This window comes from Gottfriedia sp. NPDC058432 (assembly GCF_042721555.1).
Taxonomy (GTDB): domain Bacteria; phylum Bacillota; class Bacilli; order Bacillales; family Bacillaceae_G; genus Gottfriedia.
In genome coordinates, this window is sequence record NZ_JBHXLC010000026.1 from 33865 (window position 1) to 54426 (window position 20562).

The 20562-nt window shown below is 35.6% G+C and carries 12 protein-coding genes; all 12 read left to right on the forward strand.

Going from position 1 to position 20562, the window contains the following annotated elements:
* Positions 1–222: 222 nt before the first annotated feature.
* The 12 genes from ACFWM3_RS20340 (at position 223) to ACFWM3_RS20395 (ending at position 20511) form a co-directional block, all read left to right on the forward strand.
* Positions 223–1140: an N-acetylglucosamine kinase gene (locus ACFWM3_RS20340; protein WP_056474686.1), complete on the forward strand. Its 918-nt coding sequence runs from the start codon at positions 223–225 to the stop codon at positions 1138–1140.
* A gap of 35 nt (positions 1141–1175) precedes the next feature.
* Positions 1176–2303: a MupG family TIM beta-alpha barrel fold protein gene (locus tag ACFWM3_RS20345; protein WP_390312739.1), complete on the forward strand. Its 1128-nt coding sequence runs from the start codon at positions 1176–1178 to the stop codon at positions 2301–2303.
* A 26-nt stretch (positions 2304–2329) separates the two neighbouring features.
* Positions 2330–3697, forward strand: coding sequence for a nucleotidyltransferase family protein (locus tag ACFWM3_RS20350; RefSeq protein ID WP_390312740.1), 1368 nt, complete (start codon positions 2330–2332; stop codon positions 3695–3697).
* Positions 3698–3729: 32 nt separating this feature from the next.
* Entirely contained in the window at positions 3730–4446 is a 717-nt protein-coding gene (locus tag ACFWM3_RS20355; RefSeq protein WP_390312742.1) for an SIS domain-containing protein, read from the forward strand.
* Positions 4447–4888: 442 nt separating this feature from the next.
* A complete protein-coding gene (locus ACFWM3_RS20360) occupies positions 4889–6829 on the forward strand; it encodes a BglG family transcription antiterminator (RefSeq protein WP_390312743.1) in 1941 nt (646 codons plus the stop codon).
* 168 nt (positions 6830–6997) lie between these two features.
* The gene (locus tag ACFWM3_RS20365; RefSeq protein ID WP_390312744.1) at positions 6998–11320 is read left to right on the forward strand and encodes an InlB B-repeat-containing protein; all 4323 of its coding nucleotides are present in this window, start codon (positions 6998–7000) and stop codon (positions 11318–11320) included.
* Positions 11321–11420: 100 nt separating this feature from the next.
* Entirely contained in the window at positions 11421–12725 is a 1305-nt protein-coding gene (celB, locus tag ACFWM3_RS20370) for a PTS cellobiose transporter subunit IIC (protein ID WP_056474669.1), read from the forward strand.
* A 51-nt stretch (positions 12726–12776) separates the two neighbouring features.
* A complete protein-coding gene (locus ACFWM3_RS20375) occupies positions 12777–13292 on the forward strand; it encodes an RDD family protein (RefSeq protein ID WP_390312745.1) in 516 nt (171 codons plus the stop codon).
* Between the two features lie 29 nt (positions 13293–13321).
* Positions 13322–13630 carry a PTS sugar transporter subunit IIB gene (locus ACFWM3_RS20380; RefSeq protein ID WP_056474663.1) on the forward strand — a complete coding sequence of 103 codons (309 nt, stop codon included), beginning with the start codon at positions 13322–13324 and terminating at the stop codon, positions 13628–13630.
* 142 nt (positions 13631–13772) lie between these two features.
* Positions 13773–14084, forward strand: coding sequence for a PTS lactose/cellobiose transporter subunit IIA (locus ACFWM3_RS20385; RefSeq protein WP_390312746.1), 312 nt, complete (start codon positions 13773–13775; stop codon positions 14082–14084).
* On the forward strand, positions 14084–15400 hold the full coding sequence (locus ACFWM3_RS20390; protein WP_390312747.1) for a 6-phospho-beta-glucosidase: 1317 nt from the start codon (positions 14084–14086) through the stop codon (positions 15398–15400). The genes ACFWM3_RS20385 and ACFWM3_RS20390 overlap by 1 nt, the downstream gene beginning before the upstream one ends.
* A 614-nt stretch (positions 15401–16014) precedes the next feature.
* Positions 16015–20511, forward strand: coding sequence for a S8 family serine peptidase (locus tag ACFWM3_RS20395; RefSeq protein ID WP_390312748.1), 4497 nt, complete (start codon positions 16015–16017; stop codon positions 20509–20511).
* The last annotated feature ends 51 nt before the right edge of the window (positions 20512–20562 follow it).

A 20562-nucleotide genomic window follows, 5' to 3' on the forward strand; every position in this document is an offset into this window, starting at 1 on the left:
TGACAAGTTGTTAACATTGAATAAGTGGTTTTTTTCCTTTACATGAAGAAAATATCCACCTAGTAAATGAGAAATGTTTACTTTACAATTAATGCAACTATACATTCATAATAAATTTTGAAATTTAAGATGAAATAAAACGATAAAAAGAATGAATTAAAAGCTAAATATATTAAGTAGATTGATACTTATTAGCCTAACGAAAGGACGGATCAACACATAATGAATAGATTGATAATCGGAATGGATGGCGGAGGAACGAAAACGAGAGTTATGGTGAAAGAACGACTAGATGGAGAAACGTTATTTGATCAAAATTTTGGAATGTCAAATTATAACAACATTGGTGTAGAAGGTCTTAGACCAGTATTTAGTGAAATATATGAATCACTTATTCTTCATTTTGGAGAGCGTTTACAAAATGCAATTCTTGTACTAGGCTCTGCGGGAGTTGATCGACCGAAGGATATAGATATTTATTTGAATGCATTAAAAGAAAGTGGGTTTACTTGCCAGTTAGAAGTAGTGAATGATGCAGAAATTGCTCTTGTTGGTGGGAACGGAGACCGAAAAGATGCTTTGATGATTGCTGGAACAGGCTCCATTGTTATGGGAGTAGACTCAAAAGGAAATACAATACGCTCAGGCGGATGGGGCGGTTTAATAAGTGATGAGGGTGGAGGTTTCCAAATTGGTTTACATGCAATCGCGACTGTTATGAATGAGTATGACAAAGTGATTGCTCCTACATCATTTACCGAAAAGTTACTCGCACACTTTAAGTTGAATTCTCCAGAAGATTTTATGGACTTATTATACATGGAAGATACAATTCCGGTAGATAAGGTAGCTTCATGTACGCCAATCATTATAGAAGCATGGGTAAAAGGTGACGAAGCTGCTCGTACGATTGTCGAAGGAGAACTAGATAAATTGGTTCGTTTAGTGATTGGAATCAGCCGACAAATGGGATCAGTTAATTTCCGCCTATCTGTGGCAGGAAGTTTGTTAACGAAATCAACTGAGTATTTCGATACGCTAAAAGAGAAGTTAAATGTGGCTTTACCACAAGTTGAACTTTCTGCACCTCTTTATGATCCAGTTTTCGGTGCCATCATTATTGGTGAGAAATACAAGTAATTCAAAATAAAAATAGTAAGGAATGGCGAGCGAATATGCGTGAAATAGGAATTAGTGTGTATCCCAACTTTTATCCATTGGATCAAATCAAAGTTTATTTAGAAAAGGCTAATTCATTTGGTTTTAAAAAGGTATTTGTTTCACTGATTTTAAATAACCATGGTTTTGAAGGTGCACTAAATGTAAATTCAGACACTTGGAATGAATTATTTAGTTATTGCAAAGAACTTAATATGACTGTGTCAGCTGATATGAATGATGAAGTTTTCAGTGAGTTGGGTTGTACATTAACTGACCTTACAGCGTTGCAAAATATGGGTATCACAAGACTTCGGATCGATGGCGGATTTACGAGTGAAGAAGTTGCACTTCTTTCAATAAATAAACAGGGAATTCAAATAGAAGTAAATGCTTCAATGTCATCGTCTAGTAATCAAGGCGGAAACGCTTTACGCGAATGTCGTGAGTTTTTAGAAACAATAGAAAGAGAAGGAAATATTGGACAACTAACAGCTTGTCATAATTTCTTTCCTCTACCAGATACAGCATTGTTTTTAGAAGACATCCGCTCAATTAACAATATGTTTGCTTTATTCGGTGTGCCAGTTGGAGGATTTGTTGCATCTCAGCTTTCGCCTAAAGATTTACACCATTTAGGTCATGGAGTTTGTACAATTGAAAAACACCGCTTCTTGCCTAGCCATATTGCCATGCTAGAATTATTTGCAAATGGATTTAATGATGTGTTAATTGGTGACTCTTTTGCAGATTTTTCAGAGCTCAAAGAAATGGCTAGATGTTACAAACAAGAATATATAGAAATTCCAGTTGTTTTTAATCAGTTTGTGCCGGAGCAGACAAAGCTGAAAATTAGCGAGCAGATTCTTATTTCAAGAGTAGATCAACCAGCAAATCTCATTCGTGCAACTGATACAAGGGGAATGGAAGTACCCCATTGCTATTGTGCACCAAGAGGGAAGTATTCAGTTTCTATTTTAAATAATCGAAGTGCACAATATGAGGGAGAAGTGCAAATTTCATTAAAAGATATAGGGCAATCCGTTGAACATAATGTCATTGGATTTGTTCATCCTTTTGCATACGATTTAATGCCTTATTTATTAGCGGGCAAAAATAAATTTCGATTAGTTGAATATAAATAAAAAAAATTTATAGTCGAGGTATTAGAATGGTAAAAAGTGCAGTAATTCTTGCGGCAGGCAAAGGGAGTAAAATGATTCCTTTCAACGCAGTTCGCTCAAAAACAGCAATAAAAATCGCTGGTAAACCATTAATACGTTATAATATTGAATCCATTGTTGCAATGGGAATAGAAGAGATTGTTGTTGTCGTTAATGAAGAACATCATAGAGAGATTGAGAATCTTCTATTCGACATAGATAATATTAAATTTGTAGTTGATCAATCAAATTTAGGAAGTGCAGAAAGTTTAGTAAAGGGAGTTGAGAAACTTTCAAGTACTAAGGAGTTTCTCGTTCTTTACGGTGATACGATCGTCGAACAAAAGGATCTCGAGCAATTAGCTATTTCCAACAAACCTACCGTTTTGTTGAAAAAATTAGAAGAGTCATCAAGAAATTGGATTGGTGCGAGTATAAAGGATGGATTTGTTCAGTCAATCGGTGCTCATTACCGTGGTGACAGTATTACTCATCAATTCGCAGGATTTCTTTTTGATGAGTCAATTCTAGATGAAGTGAGAAGAACGCCCGATTATTTTCCGAATGTAAAAGTAGGAGTGGGTGCTCCGAAAGAACGATACATCGAAGCTGCACTTCTAATATCACTAGAGAAAACAAAACTTCAAGCAGTTGAGTGTAATGGCCATTTCTTTGATATAGATAAGCCTTGGCATATGCTAGAAGCGAATGAATACATGGTGAATTATTTTTGTAATGCAATAAAAGAAAATGAACTAGCTGAAGGTGCGGCGATTTCTGAAAATGCGACCATTCGTGGTCACGTAAAGCTTGGTAAGAATTCTTCAATTGGTGATCGAGTTGTCATTCACGGTAACCTAATTGTGGGTGATAATACAATCATTGATAATGGTGCAATTTTCAATGGCAATGCCGTTATTGGCGATAATACTGCCATTCGTAATTATTGTATTATTTATGATGGAGTTTCAATTGGATCGCATTGTATATTCGACCATTGTGCAGAGTTCCTTGGCGGAATGGTAATGGATAAGGTATATCTTTACCACTATGGCGAGTTTTATGGCGCAATTGGCAGTCATACGGATATTGGTGCTGCAACGGTTTGTGGAACATTACGCTTTGATGACGGTGAAACTGAGCACGTTGTGAATGGACGGAAAGAAATACCTTTACATTTTTCAAATGCAGCTTATATTGGTGACTATTGTAGAACTGGTGTGAATACGATTATTATGCCTGGTTGTAAAATAGGGGCTTATAGTGTGTTAGGAGCAGGTGCAATCATCGATAAAGATATCGAACAAAATAGCCTAGTTTTCGTAAAACAAGACTTGGTTATTAAAAAGTGGAGTGAAAAGAAGTACGGCTGGTAATTTTATTAAATCAATAAAAGAAGGTATGAATAATGGAGAATTATTTTAAATACGTGATGGCAAATCTCGAAAAATTATATACGACACAGAATCAAAAAATGGACGAAGCGGCAACATGTATTTTTGAAGCCATTCAAAATGGTGGTCGCTTCCTTGTTACTGGTTCAGGTCATTCACATATGTTTGCAGAAGAATTTTATGTAAGAGCGGGTGGATTTGCGGGGGTCTCTCCGATTTTGCCGAATGAGTTTTTTTTACATGACCATCCATTAAAAAGTACTGTGATCGAACGAATAGAAGCTTATGCAAAGGTAATTTTTGATTTATATAAAATCAGCTCAAAGGATATTCTTGTGATTGCTTCCAATTCGGGAAGAAATGGAATGACTGTTGAACTTGCAAAAATGACACAGGAATGCTGTGCAAAAGTAATTGCATTTACAAATCCTAATCAACCAGAAGGCTCAAAATCAAGACATAGTAGCGGAAAATATCTTTGCGATTTCAGTGATGTAGTCATAGATAATTGCACCGGGCCTGGAGATGCCCACTTTTATGTAGAAGAAGCCAATACAGGTATGGGGGCAACCTCTACAATGGCTGGAGCATTTGTTGCTCAAACAATTTCTATATTATTAGCAAAAAAATATCATCAAGCTGGATTAAAACCACCTGTGTTTAAAAGCTCTAATTTAGATGGTGGGGATGAATGGAATAAAGAGTTGTTTGCGAAGTATTATGGTGTTTAATTATTAATTGAATATCTATTATAAGACCTAAAAAGATTGATTTTACTTTATTGACTCGCTTTTGCGTTCCTAGTTTATGGGAGCGCTTTTCGTGATTGAACAAATTAAAGTGTTAACCTCATCTTACAGAATTTCTAATACGTTGTTAAGAAATGCTTAAAACAACAAAAAGCCAAAATCCTTGATCCTATTGCTTTTATGCTAAGATAAGGATTTTTTTTGTATACAAAAGAAATAGAATCAGTTGGTGTTAGTAAAATGTACCTGTATTTTGTTGTAGGACGTAGGTCGTATTATTGCATTAGTATGTAGTGTGACATATGAACTAGACTTATTTGTTTTAAATTGCGAACTATTTTGGAAAAATTCAAACTGTTAAATAGATTTGTTGGAAAGTAAACTTAAAATACTAGATTAGGCATCTAGGGTGGTGAGGTAATGTATGCGAAGAGATTTAATATTGCAATATTTGTATCAAAAAGGAAAATCACTAACTTCACAGGAACTCGAATCAGAATTCGCTATTTCAAATCGTACACTGCGAAATGAATTAAAAGAATTAAACACGATTGGAGAAAAGTCAGGTTTTGTGATTCAGAAAAAACGTGGTGAGGGCTATTTGCTTCATATAGAAAACCAAGAGTTGGTTCAAACGTATATGAACGAAATAGACGGGGCATTAGCACCAGATTTACCTCGTGTCCGAGTGAATAATATTATTATGCTTTTGCTTCAAACGACTGAGTTTCAAACGATTGATATGTTTGCTGATAGTTTAATGATCAGCAGATCAACAGTTTTTACCGACATGATTGAAGTTGAAAAGCAAGTAAGGATTTTTGATTTAAAAGTGGAAACAAAATCACGCTACGGGGTTCGGTTACTTGGTGATGAAACGAATTTTAGAAGAGCGTTTTCCTACTTCTTAAGTCAAAAAGAAACAGGGCTGTTAAAGAAGTCAAATTATCAAACTTTTGAGAAAGCTTTTCCTTTTGCGGAAATTCGAGCTGTTTTGAGTGAAGAAGTACAGAATAATCAACTGAAATTAAGTTATTTTGCACTTGAGAATATTTTAGTGCACATCCAAGTACTCTCGTTTCGAGTAACTCAACACAACTTTATCTTGCCTAATCAAGAAAAAAAGTTAGATGTTTCTCTAATCAAACCATCGTTTATGAATATAGCAAAGAGAATTTGTGAAATTCTTTCTGAACTATATCATGTCGTATTACCAGAGAGTGAAATTATCTATTTAGCTGCTCATGTAAGTGGTAAATCGAGTGTAGACGATATTGAGGAACATGAAAAAAATGACTTAAAACAAAAACTAAAGAATTGTTTAGAAAGATTAGATCAAACATTCTTAACTCAGTTTTCAGGTGATCAGCAGCTTTTAAATACGATGATCATGCATATGTATCCACTGTTAAGAAGATTATATTTCAATTTAAAGCTTACGAATCCATTGATTGATGATGTATATAGTAGGTATTCAGATGTGTTTATGATTGCTTTAAACTTTTCTGAAATGATAAAGGAAATTTGGGGATTCGAACTTTCTAGTGACGAAATGGGTTACATCACAATGCATTTAGCAGCTCATGTAGAAAGGGAGAAGCAAAAACAATTAAGTTCCTTCAAAAAGATTCTACTATCTTACGGATTAGGTGCAGGATCGGCCGATTTAATGAAAATGAAACTTGAGACACTTTTCCAAGGGGCAATAATTGACGTTGTTTTGTATAGCGAGCTTCAATTATTAAATTTAGAAGATTATGACTTATTAGTTTCATCTACTTCGATTCCCTTTGACAATATTTCGATTCCGTATATTCAAGTAGCACCAATACTAACTGAAACGGATGTTCAAAGAATTCGACGTACCCTTACTAGATACCCGGCTAATAAAGTTAAAGAAGATGTACCAACACTTTTATCTTTATTTCATACAGAGTTGTTTTATATAGAAGAAAGCAAAGAGTCGTTTGACTACAAAGCCTTCATTAAAGAAAAGGCAAAAAGCGTTGTTGAACTAGGATTTGCAGCACCTAATTATCCCGCTTTAGTTGTCGACCGTGAAGAAAAAATATCGACGATACTGCAATATGGAATTGCTGCGCCACATGCATTAAAAATGGTTGCGATTCAGGATTCAATCAGTGTGGTAATCTTTAAAAATCCACCAACGATCGATGGAAAAGTCGTACAAATACTATTTTTAATTAATCTTCGTGCTGGAGACTTGTTTTTACACAAGGAGTTAAGTCGATTATTTTTACATTTAATGGATCATCCCGAGACCAAACAAAAAGTTTTGAAATCAAATAATTTCAATGATTTTCAATATGAAATTTCTAAAATCTTGTTTCAATATGGTTCGTAACGATTTAGCGATCATTCTATCAAGCATTAGAAGGGTGATCGCTAATCGAAACGGATCAGCTTCATGTTATCATTTGTCCTTTTTAGATAATCTTGAAAACGGTTACTTGTTAAAAAAGGGTTCTTCGATTAGAAAATTAATTAAAAAAATTATTTTGGAGGAAGATAAATGAAAAGAAATAAATGGTTTTTAGGTAGGGCACTTCCAGCTTCTGTACTAGCAGCAACAATGTTTGCAAGTCCTTTAAGTGGAGTTGTTGCAAAGGCTGCACCAACTGTTACAACACAATCTGTAGCGCCGATTTCAACTGGCACTAAGATTTTTATGAATACTACACAAATTACTCATGCAAAACCAAGTGGTTTAGATACAACAAAGCCAGTAAAATGGACAACCTCTGATCCATACGTTGCATATGTTGATACAATCGGTAACGCAAAAGGTGATTACAGCGGAAAGGTTTTAGGTGTATCTGGTGGTTCAGCGATTATCACAGGTACACAAATAGATGCAAGGGGTAATCCTGTAATTGTAGATGGTAAGCCTGTAACTGCCAATATTACGGTTTCTGTAATTGAGACGCAGGCATCTACTAATCTAGAAAAGCTAGTTTACTATTACAATGCAGGCGATGCGAGAATTCCTGCTACTCTTTCTTCAACTAATTGGCAAACAACGCATATTCCAACTGCTCCATCTGGAACAAAGTTTCCTTCTAAAAACTATGTTGGCTTTGTTAATGGAGAAAATGGCGTAAAATGGTTAGTTTCAAAGGATACGTTAATTAAGTCAAATGGTAATGTTAACTTTGGCGATGAAAAGGATCATCCAGTAACTACTGGTATCGTATCAGATGCAGTTACACTATATGATCCAAACTTAGCTTCAGCTGATCAAATTCAATATTTACAAGGTGGAAGATATGTTCCTCAAACTGGTGAAAATTCAGGCTCAGGAGTAGATAAAAACGGAAACCCAACTCAATTTAATGTTAAAGAAGTAATTACAAACATTATGCCTGATGGTAATAATGGACTTTGGATTCTAGGGGAAAAAGGAAACGCTACTCATATTGTTAGAAAGCAAATGTCACTAATGGGCAAATCATTAGTTCAAGAAGAAATTTCTAGAAACTACGCAGATCGATTTGGATTCCAATCTGGTTCTATGAGCTTTGGTAATAAGGATAATATGATTAAAGCTCTTATGACGGCAGATAAAGATGCTATAAGCTCAATTTCTGATACGGACAATGATGGATTATGGACTACAATGTACGCTTCAGGTGAAATCTGGAGATACAACTATATGAAAGAAAACTTTGGTGAAAAAGATGCTAGAACAATAGATGCTAAAGCTTCTGCTGTTCGTGCTGTTGAAGCCATCGTAACACTTGGTTATGTATCTGGAATGCAGTTAAAAGTACCTTCAAAAGACAATGTTAACGATGTTGTTTATATTGTTAACTCACTTGGTGGAAAGGTTACGACGATTGAAGAAGGTAAGAAATGTCTTGCAGACAACGAAGGTAAACCAGTATTCGTTGATAATGGTGGAAAGTATACATTAACTGATACAGGAAAACCTGCTTCTGATGGCTTCTTTGCTAGATCATACAAAGTAGAGGGAAGCAACAATGGTTCTACGACTGCAGAGAGCAAATCATGGGATCAAGCTTGGCTTCAAAAGGATGCAGGAAAAACTACTGATTTAAATGGGAAAGAGGTTAAATATTCTGTTCCAGGTAAAATCAGTGGAGGAACTGCTGGAATCAAAGCATATGACACTGTTGCAGTACCACAGCGTTTAACGAATATTGTAAATGAGCAAAACCCTAATTTAGATGATGCAACAAAAGCATTAGACTCAAACAAAGTCTATTACAAAGCGACAACATCTACAGACGAATTAGTAGGTCATTACTTTACATTAGACCTAGCTTATAACACGTTTAAAGATAGTGATCCTGAATTAGCAGCTCTAGTGAAAAATGATTTAATTAATCATACAAATGCAATGGTTTTAAACAACTATTATCAAGTAAGTGTTACTGGAGAGAACCCAATTGAATCTCGTTTCAATGGAACAGCTCCTGGAAATGGATTAAATGCTCCTTCAGCTCCAACTAAATGGGCTAATTTAAATCCAGAATTCCTTGACGGTGTATCTAATGCATGGGATCGAAATGACTACGAAGATGGTCCATTAAATGCAACATTGGCATTACAAATGCTAGTAGCTGCAAGAGATATGGGCGGTTATACGCCAGTAGAAAAGGCTGCACTTGAAGCACAAGGTGTTGCAGTAATTTCTCCACTTGATTTTGCAAACGAATACAAAGTAATGAATGGTGTAAAAGCGTCTACAACAGCTTCAGAGCACAATGATTATGAAACAAGATATCCAAAGTCTTATAACTCAACTTCATTACTTGATATGTCATTACAGTACCACTCTAGATACTTTGGTATCTCTGCTCATAACGGAAACGATATTGGAGAAAATGGTGTATCTTACGAATCATACATGAACTATTCTGATGAAGAAGAAGCTGCACTAGCATATTACACATTATCTCACCATGCAGAAAAAATGAATGCTGAAGGGATCTTAGATGGTATGAACCAATGGTGGTTCAATGAAAAGAGAGAGAAAAATCCATTTATGTCAACTTTCTACGCAGCTTCTCTAGGTGCAATGAAAGAAAAAGGATTTAGTATCGGAAGTTCAACGGTTGACCTTGAAGGTTCAACATGGCAAATGACACGTATACCAAATAACTTCATGAACTGGGATTCTCTTTCTGCAAACAGAAATGACGTAACGCACGTGACACCTGATTTAATGGTTGATCAATTAATTCCACGTGATGAAGTGATGATGTCTAAATACAATACAAATATTTTCGGAACAATGGACAGAAGAACAATTGATTCTGGAAGCAGTTTATCAATGGAATCTTCAACTGTAACATCTATGCCTTATTGGTTAACTCAAAACCCTGAGGATGCTGCATATGTAGAAGATTTAGGATCAAAAGTTACTGCACCAGTAAATAATGGTACAGAAAGCATTGCTTATCCAACGAATGTAGCAGCTATGAATCCGAATGCTAAATATAACGAAGACACACACACATTTACGATTAATGTTGGTGACTCTGTTAAATTGGATGCTAAAACAACAGGATACACAAAAAATGTAGCTTGGTTAACGAATTCTTGGGATTTAGCTGGATATAGCAATGGACTACCAACGCAAATCAATGCTGATTCAAATGTATCTCAAGTTCTAGATTTAAGAACTTTAGCAGCTTACGGTGAAGTTGGTAATGTTAGTGCAGCAGGTATTAGTGAAGATGGTGTGCACTATGGTTCATACGCAACTGCTTTAAGACCAGGAACAAGTACAGTTACGGGTTATGTGATAGACGGATTCTTTAAAGCTCCGAAAAAAATCACTTACACAATCAAAGTTGTTGATCCGATGAAATCAGCTGAAAAAATTGCTCCTACTGAGCTTGACAAGAACTCATTTGCATACCCAACTTGGTTAAAAGATGCAATGGCTGAAAAAGGATTAAATACAGATGGAAACAAATATGTAGATGTTAGTTACGAATCATCTTCACCAGACGATGTTGCTGTTGATGCGGATGGAAAAGTAACGTTCAAAACTGATAAACCAGCTAACATCACTGCGACGGTTGTATACTCTGGAATGACATTGAACGGAGAAGCACAATTTGCAAATGATAGCCACGTGATGACTTTTGTACGCACAGTATCTAAGGATGCAAAACAAACAGTTTCATTTAATTCACAAGGTGGATCTGCAGTAGCTCCAATAACTGCAACTTACAATCAAGCGATTACAGCTCCAACACCAACAAAAACAGGTTATACATTCCTTGGTTGGTATAAAGATTCTTCATGTACTCAAGCATGGAACTTTGCAACTGATAGAGTAACAGCATCTACTACTCTTTACGCTAAGTGGGGTATTGGTAAATACACAGTTACATTTAACAGTAAAGGTGGATCTAACGTAGCTACTATAACAGGAAACTATGATTCTATCATTGCGAAACCAGCTAACCCAACGAAAAAAGGATTTGTTTTTGCTGGATGGTACAAAGATGCAGGACTTAAAACTGCTTGGAACTTTACTACTGATAAAGTAAAACAAAATACAACACTTTACGCAAAATGGGATGTTGCTAAAGCAGCAGGGCTAAAAGCAACAAAAGCAAGTACTACTTCAATTAAACTGAATTGGACTGGAGTAAGTGGTGTTTCTGGTTATGAAATCGTTCGTGCTACAAAAAGCGATTTCTCTGATCAAACAACAAAAACAACTACAACTGGAACATATACTTCAACAGGATTAGTTAAAGGTAAAACGTACTACTTTAAAGTTCGTGCCTTCACTCTTGATGGAAAAGTTAAAGTTTACGGTAGTTACACAACTGTTATTAAATTCACACTTTAAATCTTAATTACTAAATGAAATAAAAACTAAAAGGATCTTGGTATATGGGGAAATTCTTGATTTGCCAAGATCCTTTACCCTTAAAAGAGGTGAAAACGAAATGAATACTAAATTTTTTGAGAGAAAATTCTTACCGATTGCTTCGAAAATAGGCAATCAAAGACACTTACTTGCCTTACGTGACGGTATTATGTTTGCTATGCCACTAATGATCATAGGTTCATTTTTCATTATCGTAGCTTGGTTAGAAGCAGATTGGTATCAAAACTTCATGTCAAAAGTATTTGGCGAAAATTGGAATGCTTTTGGAGATATTGTTTATAACGGTTCAATGGGGATTATCGCATTAGTTGCAGTATTTGGCGTAGCGTATTCCTTAGCAAGTAGTTATAAGGTCGACAAAAAGAATATTGATGGAGTTCCAGCTGGCGTATTAGCATTAGCAAGTTATTTAATTGTTAACATTATGAGCACTTTCAAAGATGGTAAAGAAAGCGTATCGGCTTGGTCACCTGATCTATTTGGTGCACAATACCTGTTTGTTGGTTTAATCGTCGCTATTGTTACTGCTGAAATTTATCGTTACTTCTTACAAAAAAAGATTATCATCACGTTACCAGATACAGTACCGCCAACAGTTTCTCGTTCATTTACGGCTCTTATTCCTGGTTTTGTGATTATCCTTTTCTTCTTACTAGTTCGATACGGATTTAGTCATACTGGTTGGGGAGATTTTGCAACGTTTGTTCATAAGGTTGTAACACAACCATTTACGATTTTAGGATCAACTTATATTGGTACGCTTGTAGCGTGTTTAATGGAACATCTTTTATGGAGCTTTGGTATCCACGGTTCTTCGATTATCACGTCTGTTATGGAACCAATTTGGCTTACAAATGCTGATGCAAACTTAACAGCAGTAAAAGCAGGTAAAGAGTTACCACATATCATTACGTATACATTCTATGAGAATGGTATCTGGATGGGTGGATCTGGAGCTACTTTACCAGTTGCGATCTATATGACGTTTTTAGCAAAGTCAAAACTTCTTAAGAAGGTAGGACGTCTAGCAATTGGGCCATCTATATTTAACGTAAATGAGCCAATTATGTTTGGTGTTCCGATTGTTTTAAACCCATTTTTAATGATTCCTTATATTCTAGCGCCAGTAGCAGTATTAACAGTAACGTACTTTGGTACGGCAATGGGAATTTTCCCACATACGACTGGTACGATCATCCCATGGACAACCCCTTATTTCATAAGTGGTTATCTAATGACGGGTGGTAAGATTATGGGGGTGGTCATGCAATTAGTAGCTTTTGCAGTGGCTTCAATCATTTGGTTCCCATTCATTCGAATGTGGGATAAGAAAAATTTAGAACTGGAGAAAGCTAGTAAATAATTCTCCGAAGCAAATAGATGGATAATTGATTAGAAGAAGGGACTACAACTTATGGAAAATCGACAAAAAATTATTACTTCGTTTCGATTAAAAAGAATCGGTGCCTTTGCCATTGATGCAATAATTGTTTCAATCATCTTGTCAATTGTGTATCGAATCACGGGACTTCCAAACTTTCCGGGGGTCTTGGCAAATATGATTGAGCTTCAGAAGTCAGCTGCTAATCAAGAGGCAGCTGTAAAGGTAATGGCTCTTTTTAATGAAGCATTTCTACAGTCGCTTATAATCTATTTTTGTTATGACGTTTTAACAACTCTATTATTGAGAGGATCAACAATTGGAAAGATGATTTTTCGATTGAAGGTAACTCGTATTAATAACAAAAAGGGAATGCTACCTTATATATTACTAGTGATTGTTAGAAGTTTCTTTAAATTTTTGACGATGTTTATTTTTCAAGGTCTCCTGTTCTTCTTATCTGTTATTAGCATGTTTGCTAATCAAAAATCATTAGCTGTACATGATCGAATCGGTCGATTTGTGGTTATTAATAAGAACGAAGCATAAAAAACTTACTAAAGAAAGAGGAAATCATAATGAATATCTTACTTTGCTGCGCTGCAGGTATGTCAACAAGTCTAATCGTTTCTAAAATGGAAAAAGTTGCTGAATCAAAAGGGATTTCAGCACGTATATGGGCAGTTTCTGAATCAGTTGTTCGTTCAGAAATCGAAGAAGCTGATGTATTATTGCTAGGTCCACAAGTACGTTTTCTTTTAGAAGAAATGGAAGAAATCTGTGAAGAGAAAAACATTCCAGTTGAAGTAATTAATATGATGAATTATGGCATGTGCGATGGTGAAGCTATTTTAGAGCAAGCTATCAATTTAATTGAAAATAAGTAATAACTTTTGAGAAGTGACTTTTCTGATCTTTGCTCAAGAAAAATACGATGAATACCTTAAAGGTTTATAACTTTGAAATTTAATAAACGTAGGGTTAAGACGATAAAAAAATTTTATTAATAAAGAGAGGAGGTCAGTTTTTATGGTAAAAAATGAAATGGAAATTTTCACACTGATTCTTCATGGTGGAAATGGTCGAAGTGCTGCAATGGAAGCGATTCAAGCAGCAAAAAAACAAGACTTTGAATTAGCTCGCAAGAAATTAAAAGAATCAGGTGATGCTTTAAATGAGGCACACCATATTCAAACAACTCTTATTCAATCAGAGATAGGTGGCACTCCAACGGAGATATCACTATTAATGATTCATGCTCAAGATCACTTAATGAATGCGATGACTGTAAAAGACTTGGCAAAAGAGTTCGTTGATATGTATGAAAGGGGCCAAAAATAATGTCAAAGAAATTTAAAATCGTGACAATAGGTGGAGGCTCAAGTTATACGCCAGAATTGGTTGAAGGAATTATTAAGCGCTATGAACAAATCCCAGTAACTGAGCTGTGGCTTGTTGATGTCGAAGCTGGACGCGAAAAATTAGAAATAGTTGGTGCACTAGCAAAGCGCATGGTCAAAAAAGCTGGAGTACCAATGGAGATTCATCTATCGTATGATCGTCGTGAGGCTTTAAAAGATGCTGATTTTGTTACAACACAGCTTCGTGTTGGACAACTAGCTGCACGCGCACTTGATGAAAGAATTCCACTTAAACATGGGGTAATCGGTCAAGAAACAAACGGTGCAGGTGGATTGTTTAAAGCCCTACGTACAATTCCTGTTATTTTGGATATTTGTAAAGAAGTCGAAGAGCTATGTCCAAATGCTTGGATCCTTAACTTTACAAACCCAGCCGGAATGGTAACAGAAGCAGCATTAAGATATTCAAATATTAAGAGATTCATTGGTCTTTGTAATATACCGATCGGAATGGAAATGGGTGTTGCAAAACTATTAAATGTAGATCATTCACGTGTACGGATTGATTTTGCAGGTCTAAATCATATGGTATATGGCACAGAGGTTTATTTAGATGGAGTTAGTGTAAAAGAGCAAGTACTTGAAATGATTATGGATCCTGCTAATGCTAGCTTTGTAAAAAATATAGATGCTGAAGAATGGGCACCTGAATTCCTAAAAGCGGTCAATGTCATTCCTTGTTCATATCACCATTACTATTACAAAACGTCTGAAATGCTTGAAAGAGCATTAAAAGATTTTGAATCGAATGAAACACGTGCAGAAGTCGTGCAAAAAATTGAAGCATCTCTTTTTGAAAAATATAAAGATGAATCGCTAGATGTAAAACCACCAGAGTTAGAAAAACGTGGTGGAGCTTACTATTCTGATGCGGCTTGTCGTTTAATTTCATCTATTTATAATGATACAAGAGATATCCAACCATTAAATACGATGAACAAGGGAGCTATTTCAGGCTTACCATATGACAGTGCAGTGGAAGTTAGCTGTGTCATCACAAAAGATGGGCCAATTCCACTGACGATTGGGGAATTACCAGTTCCAGTTCGAGGATTAATTCAAACGATAAAATCTTTCGAACAGACAGCAATCGAGGCTGCTGTTGAAGGAAATCGCGAAAAAGCAATTCTTGCATTGACGATTAATCCGCTTGTAGCAAACGATAAAGTAGCTGTAGCAATCGTTGATGAAATGCTAGAAGCGCATAAAGAATATTTACCGAGGTTTTTTAAATAAAGTATTAAGGCAGCAAACCTGATGGGGGTGCTGTCTTTTTTTTGGTCCTTTTTGTATTGATAATCTAATCTTATTGCCATCCTCGGCCTGCAAAAGTTACTTTTTTTTTGAAATTCTTACTCATTAATTCACCTCGAAAGTCCTACAATATCCTTTTGCATTTTTTTGAATATGTGAATATTTATCTAGAAGAATAAACGAATCTAGCACTTTGAATCTATAAAATTCAGCTCCAAAACGATAATATAATACAAAAATTTACATAATTTTATTAAAAATGTAAAAAATTTCAAATTTTTTAAAAATATTAGTAATTTAATAAAGGAGTTTTGACTCAAAAAAAGAATAATTTAATTTATCTATTATTCCTTAAAAACTTTATTAAAAATTATAAAAGTATAGGTATTAATAGGATCAATAGCGATGAAAGGAGATATTAGGGGGCTATCTGGAAGAAAATTTTAGAGGTAATTTGGCATATTCTTTATTGAGAAATAAGTAAATGAACTGTCGATATTCCTCGAATGACCTTAAAAATCAGGGGAAGTTTTTTAGGAAGGTTTTGTACTAATCTGTTTTATTTTTCAATTAAAATTTTTGAGAGGAAATGAAAAATGAATAACAAAAAGAATCGTAAAATAACTACATATGCATTAGCATCTGCTCTTGCTCTTTCAAATTTAGCATTTGTTTCACCAACTTCAGCTGAATCTTACCGACCAGGTGATTTAGCATCAAAGTTGGAACAAATTAAACAATCACAGGAATCAAAAGAACTACAAAATAAAAACAAAGTATCTGAAGCGAAAGCAAATTTAAAAGCATCAGATAAAGTACGTGTCATCGTTGAATTGGATGGACAGTCACCAATTGAATACGCAACAAAACAAGGCAAATTGTTTAAGGACTTATCTGAAAGTCAAAAGTCTAGTCTTTATGCAAAAGTAGATAGTCAACAAAGTTCGGTAAAATCAAAGTTACAATCAAAAGGAATCAACATTAATTATAAAAAACAATTTACAACTGCATTTAACGGTTTCAGTGGTGTAGTTGAATTTGGTGATGTAGCAAAAATTGAAGCTACTTCAGGTGTAAAAAATGTATTTTTAGCGAATGAATATAACCGCCCTACAGCTGAACCATCTACGCCAGATATGACGAAGAGTCATCAATTTATCCAGTCTAAAGAAACTTGGAAAGATACTGGTTACGATGGTAAAGGCATGGTTATCTCCATTATCGATACAGGAATTGACCCTACACACCGTGACTTTAAATTAACTGATCCCTCAAAAGAGGACTTAACAAAAGATTCAGTAGCTCAAATTGTAAAGGATAAAGCTTTACCAGGTAAATTCTATACTGACAAGGTTCCTTATGGTTATAACTATTATGACCAAAACAGTATCGTAACGGATCTTGGACCTGGTGCTTCAATGCATGGTATGCACGTAGCAGGTATTACGGCTGCTAACGGTGACGAAGCAAACGGTGGTATTAAAGGGGTTGCACTAGAAGCGCAAGTTCTTGCGATGAAAGTATTTAGTAATGACCCAAGCTATCCATCTACATGGTCTGATATTTATCTTGCAGCAATCGACGATTCTATTAAACTAGGTGCAGATGTACTAAACATGAGTCTTGGTTCTGTAGCATCTTCTTATGAGCCAAATAGCGCAGAAGATCTTGCAATTACTCGTGCAGTTGACAATGGTATTGTGTGTGCTGTTTCTTCAGGTAACTCGAATCACATTGGTGATGGATGGGGGGATCCTCTATCACAAAACCCTGATATTGGTGTAACAGGTGCGCCTGGTCTTAATAAAGATACAATCTCAGTAGCTGCTTCTGGAAATGAAGCTTATCTTTATGAACATGCGATCACTGTTGATGGAAATAATAGTTTAAGTGTCTTAGGTAAAGGTATTGATAGTTGGAAAGATCTATCAGATAAATTTGGTGGAAATATTCCAGTTGTAAACCTTGGTAAAAACGCCGCTGATGGAAGTTACAAATTAGGTGGACCGGATGATTATAAAGGTGTAGATGTAAAAGGTAAAATCGTATTAGTAGCTCGTGGAACATATACTTTTGCTGATAAGACGAAGTATGCTGCTCAAGCAGGTGCTGCTGGGATTATCGTATGGAATGCAAATAATGGGGCTCAGTTCGATAACCAAGGCGGATGGGATGTCCCAATGATGCTTGTTAACTCAAAAGCAGATGGTCAAGCGTTAGCGAATTCGATAAATGGTTCAGGAACAATACATGTTGCTCAAACTGCGAAAAATGAAAGTCCTGAAATGGGTCGCATGACAAGCTTTACTTCATGGGGAGTTACACCTAGCCTTGAGCTAAAGCCTGAAATCACTGCTCCTGGTGGAAATATCTATTCAACAGTTAATAATAACCAATATGAAGTGATGAGCGGTACTTCAATGGCAGCTCCACACGTTGCTGGTGGTTCTGCATTAGTACAAGAGTACTTGAAAAATGATAAACGTTTCAGTTCTTTAAACTTAAGTCAACGTACTCACTTAGCTAAAGTATTATTAATGAATACTGCGAAAGTTATTAATGACTTAGATGGTCATCCATTCTCACCACGCCGTCAAGGTGCAGGTATGATGCAAATTGAAAATGCTGTTACAACACCAGTTTACTTTTATAGTAAGGCAACAGGTGAAGCGAAATACGAATTGAAGGATTTCCAATCTAAGCAAGTATCAATGACTTTCACAGCTAAAAATATTTCTGATAAAGATGCTGAATATAAAGTTGACACAAATGCGTTAACAGATGAATTCTATCAAACTGATGATGTTGATCGTAATGCACTTCAAACAGGTGAATTAGATGGTGCAAAAATTGATGCTCCTGAAACGATTAAAGTTCCAGCGGGTCAATCTGTTGATTTCACTGTGAAAATTGATTTAACTGATGCAAAAATTCCTGGATTCGATAAAGATGGTAAAGAAATTCTAGCAAATCTTCATGACAACATTTTCGTTGAAGGTTCTGTAAATCTTATCGGAACAAATGGTCATCCAAATTTAACGGCTCCATACGTAGGCTTCTACGGTAAATGGGACAGTTTACCAATCGTTGACGGATTCAAAGACCTTGGTGAAACTCGTTATTTTGATTTACAACCGTATTTTAAACAGAAATATAAAATTGATGATGCACATGACATGAAAACTGATGGCGATAGTACATTCTGGGAAGCTGCTCCTGGAAAGGATGGAGAGAAGTATTACGCGTTTTCACCAAACGGCGATAACAGTGGCGATGATATCAATGCTCTTCCATCATTCTTAAGAAATGCATCAGAAGTACAATATAACATCCTTGACAAAGGCGGTAAATTCCTTCGCCGTTTAAGTTCTCAATCTAATGTTAGCAAAAATGCTTATGACGGTGGTAAAGGCACGCCGTTTGAGGATAGCGAGTCAACTATTTGGGATGGTAAAGTAAATGGTGAAGTTATGCCAGACGGTAAATACTATTACGAGATTAAATCCGTAATTGGCTACGATAATGCACAATGGCAATCTAAGAAGATTCCAGTTTATATTGATACTCATGCTCCAACTATTCAAGCAACTTATGATCCAGATAAGAAAGTTATTGCTTGGGATGCTTCAGACGATGAAACTGGAGTTAAAGATTATTATATTTTCGTTAATGGTGAAAAGAAGGCTGTAGTTGATAATAATACATCCGCATATGATTTATCAGCATACCCAGATAAATCATATGTAGAAGTAGTTGCTGAAGACTATGCAGGTAACTTAGCAGTAGACACTGCAGCAAAAGGAGACGTAGATCTTCCATTAGTCTATATCACAGATGGTCAAAAAGATAAAACTGGAGCTTATATTCCGAACTCACCGGAGCCATGGGGAGCTTATAGTGACAAGAATATCCCAGTAAAAGGGTTCGTAACAGATGATACTCGTATTAAAACGATTAAGGTTAATGGAAAAGAAGTTCCAGTTGATTATGATGCAAAAACTGGACACTACAATTATTCAACTACTGTAACGTTTGACCAAGATGGTCCTTACACTGTACAAGTTGAAGCAACAGACTATGCTAATAAGAAATTCTCAATTGCTCGACATATCTATGTTGATACTCACGCAGCGGGAATAACTGTATTAGATGCTCCTACAAGAGTGGACAAAAATAAAGAGACAGCTTCATTTACTGTAAAATTAACAGATAACTATAGCTACTTAAACTTCTTCGTTGGTGAAAACCACGAATTTGAAGTTCCATTAATTAGCCCAGTGGATGTTGTAAAACCACTAAGCAAAAATTATAAAGTAACTGTACCATTAAAAGAAGGACAAAATAAAATTACGTTAAGAGCGACTGACCTTGCTGGTAATGAAACAGTGAAGGAAGTAGTAATTAATCGTGCAGATGCTCCGATTAAAACTGGTTGGGTAGTAGAAAATGGCAAAAAATACTACTACAATAGCAAAGGTGTTAAAGTAACTGGATGGGCTACAATCAGTGGTAAAAACTATTACTTCGACAAATCTGGCGTAATGAAAACTGGTTGGTTAACAGTAAGTGGTAAGAAGTATTACTTAACCAGCGATGGATCAAGATTTAGTAATGGCTGGAAATCAATTAGCGGTAAATACTACTACTTTGATAAAAACGGTGTAGTAAAAACTGGATGGTTAACAGTAAGTGGTAAAAAGTATTACTTAAACAACGATGGCTCAAGAGTTAGCAATGGCTGGAAATCAATCAGTGGTAAATACTACTATTTCGATAAAAACGGTGTAGTAAAAACTGGTTGGTTAACAGTAAGTGGTAAGAAGTATTACTTAAACAGTGATGGATCAAGATTTAGCAATGGCTGGAAATCAATCAGTGGTAAATACTACTACTTCGATAAAAATGGTGTAGTGAAAACTGGATGGTTAACAGTAAGTGGTAAGAAGTACTACTTAAACAGCGATGGATCAAGATTTAACAATGGCTGGAAAAAAATCAGTGGTAAATACTATTACTTCAACAAATCTGGCGTAATGGCTGTTAATACTAAAGTAGGTAAATATAAAGTTGGAAAAGACGGAGCAAGAAAGTAAGTTTTGACCTTCTAAAAGCCTATTAGACATAGGAAACTGTGGGCATGTATT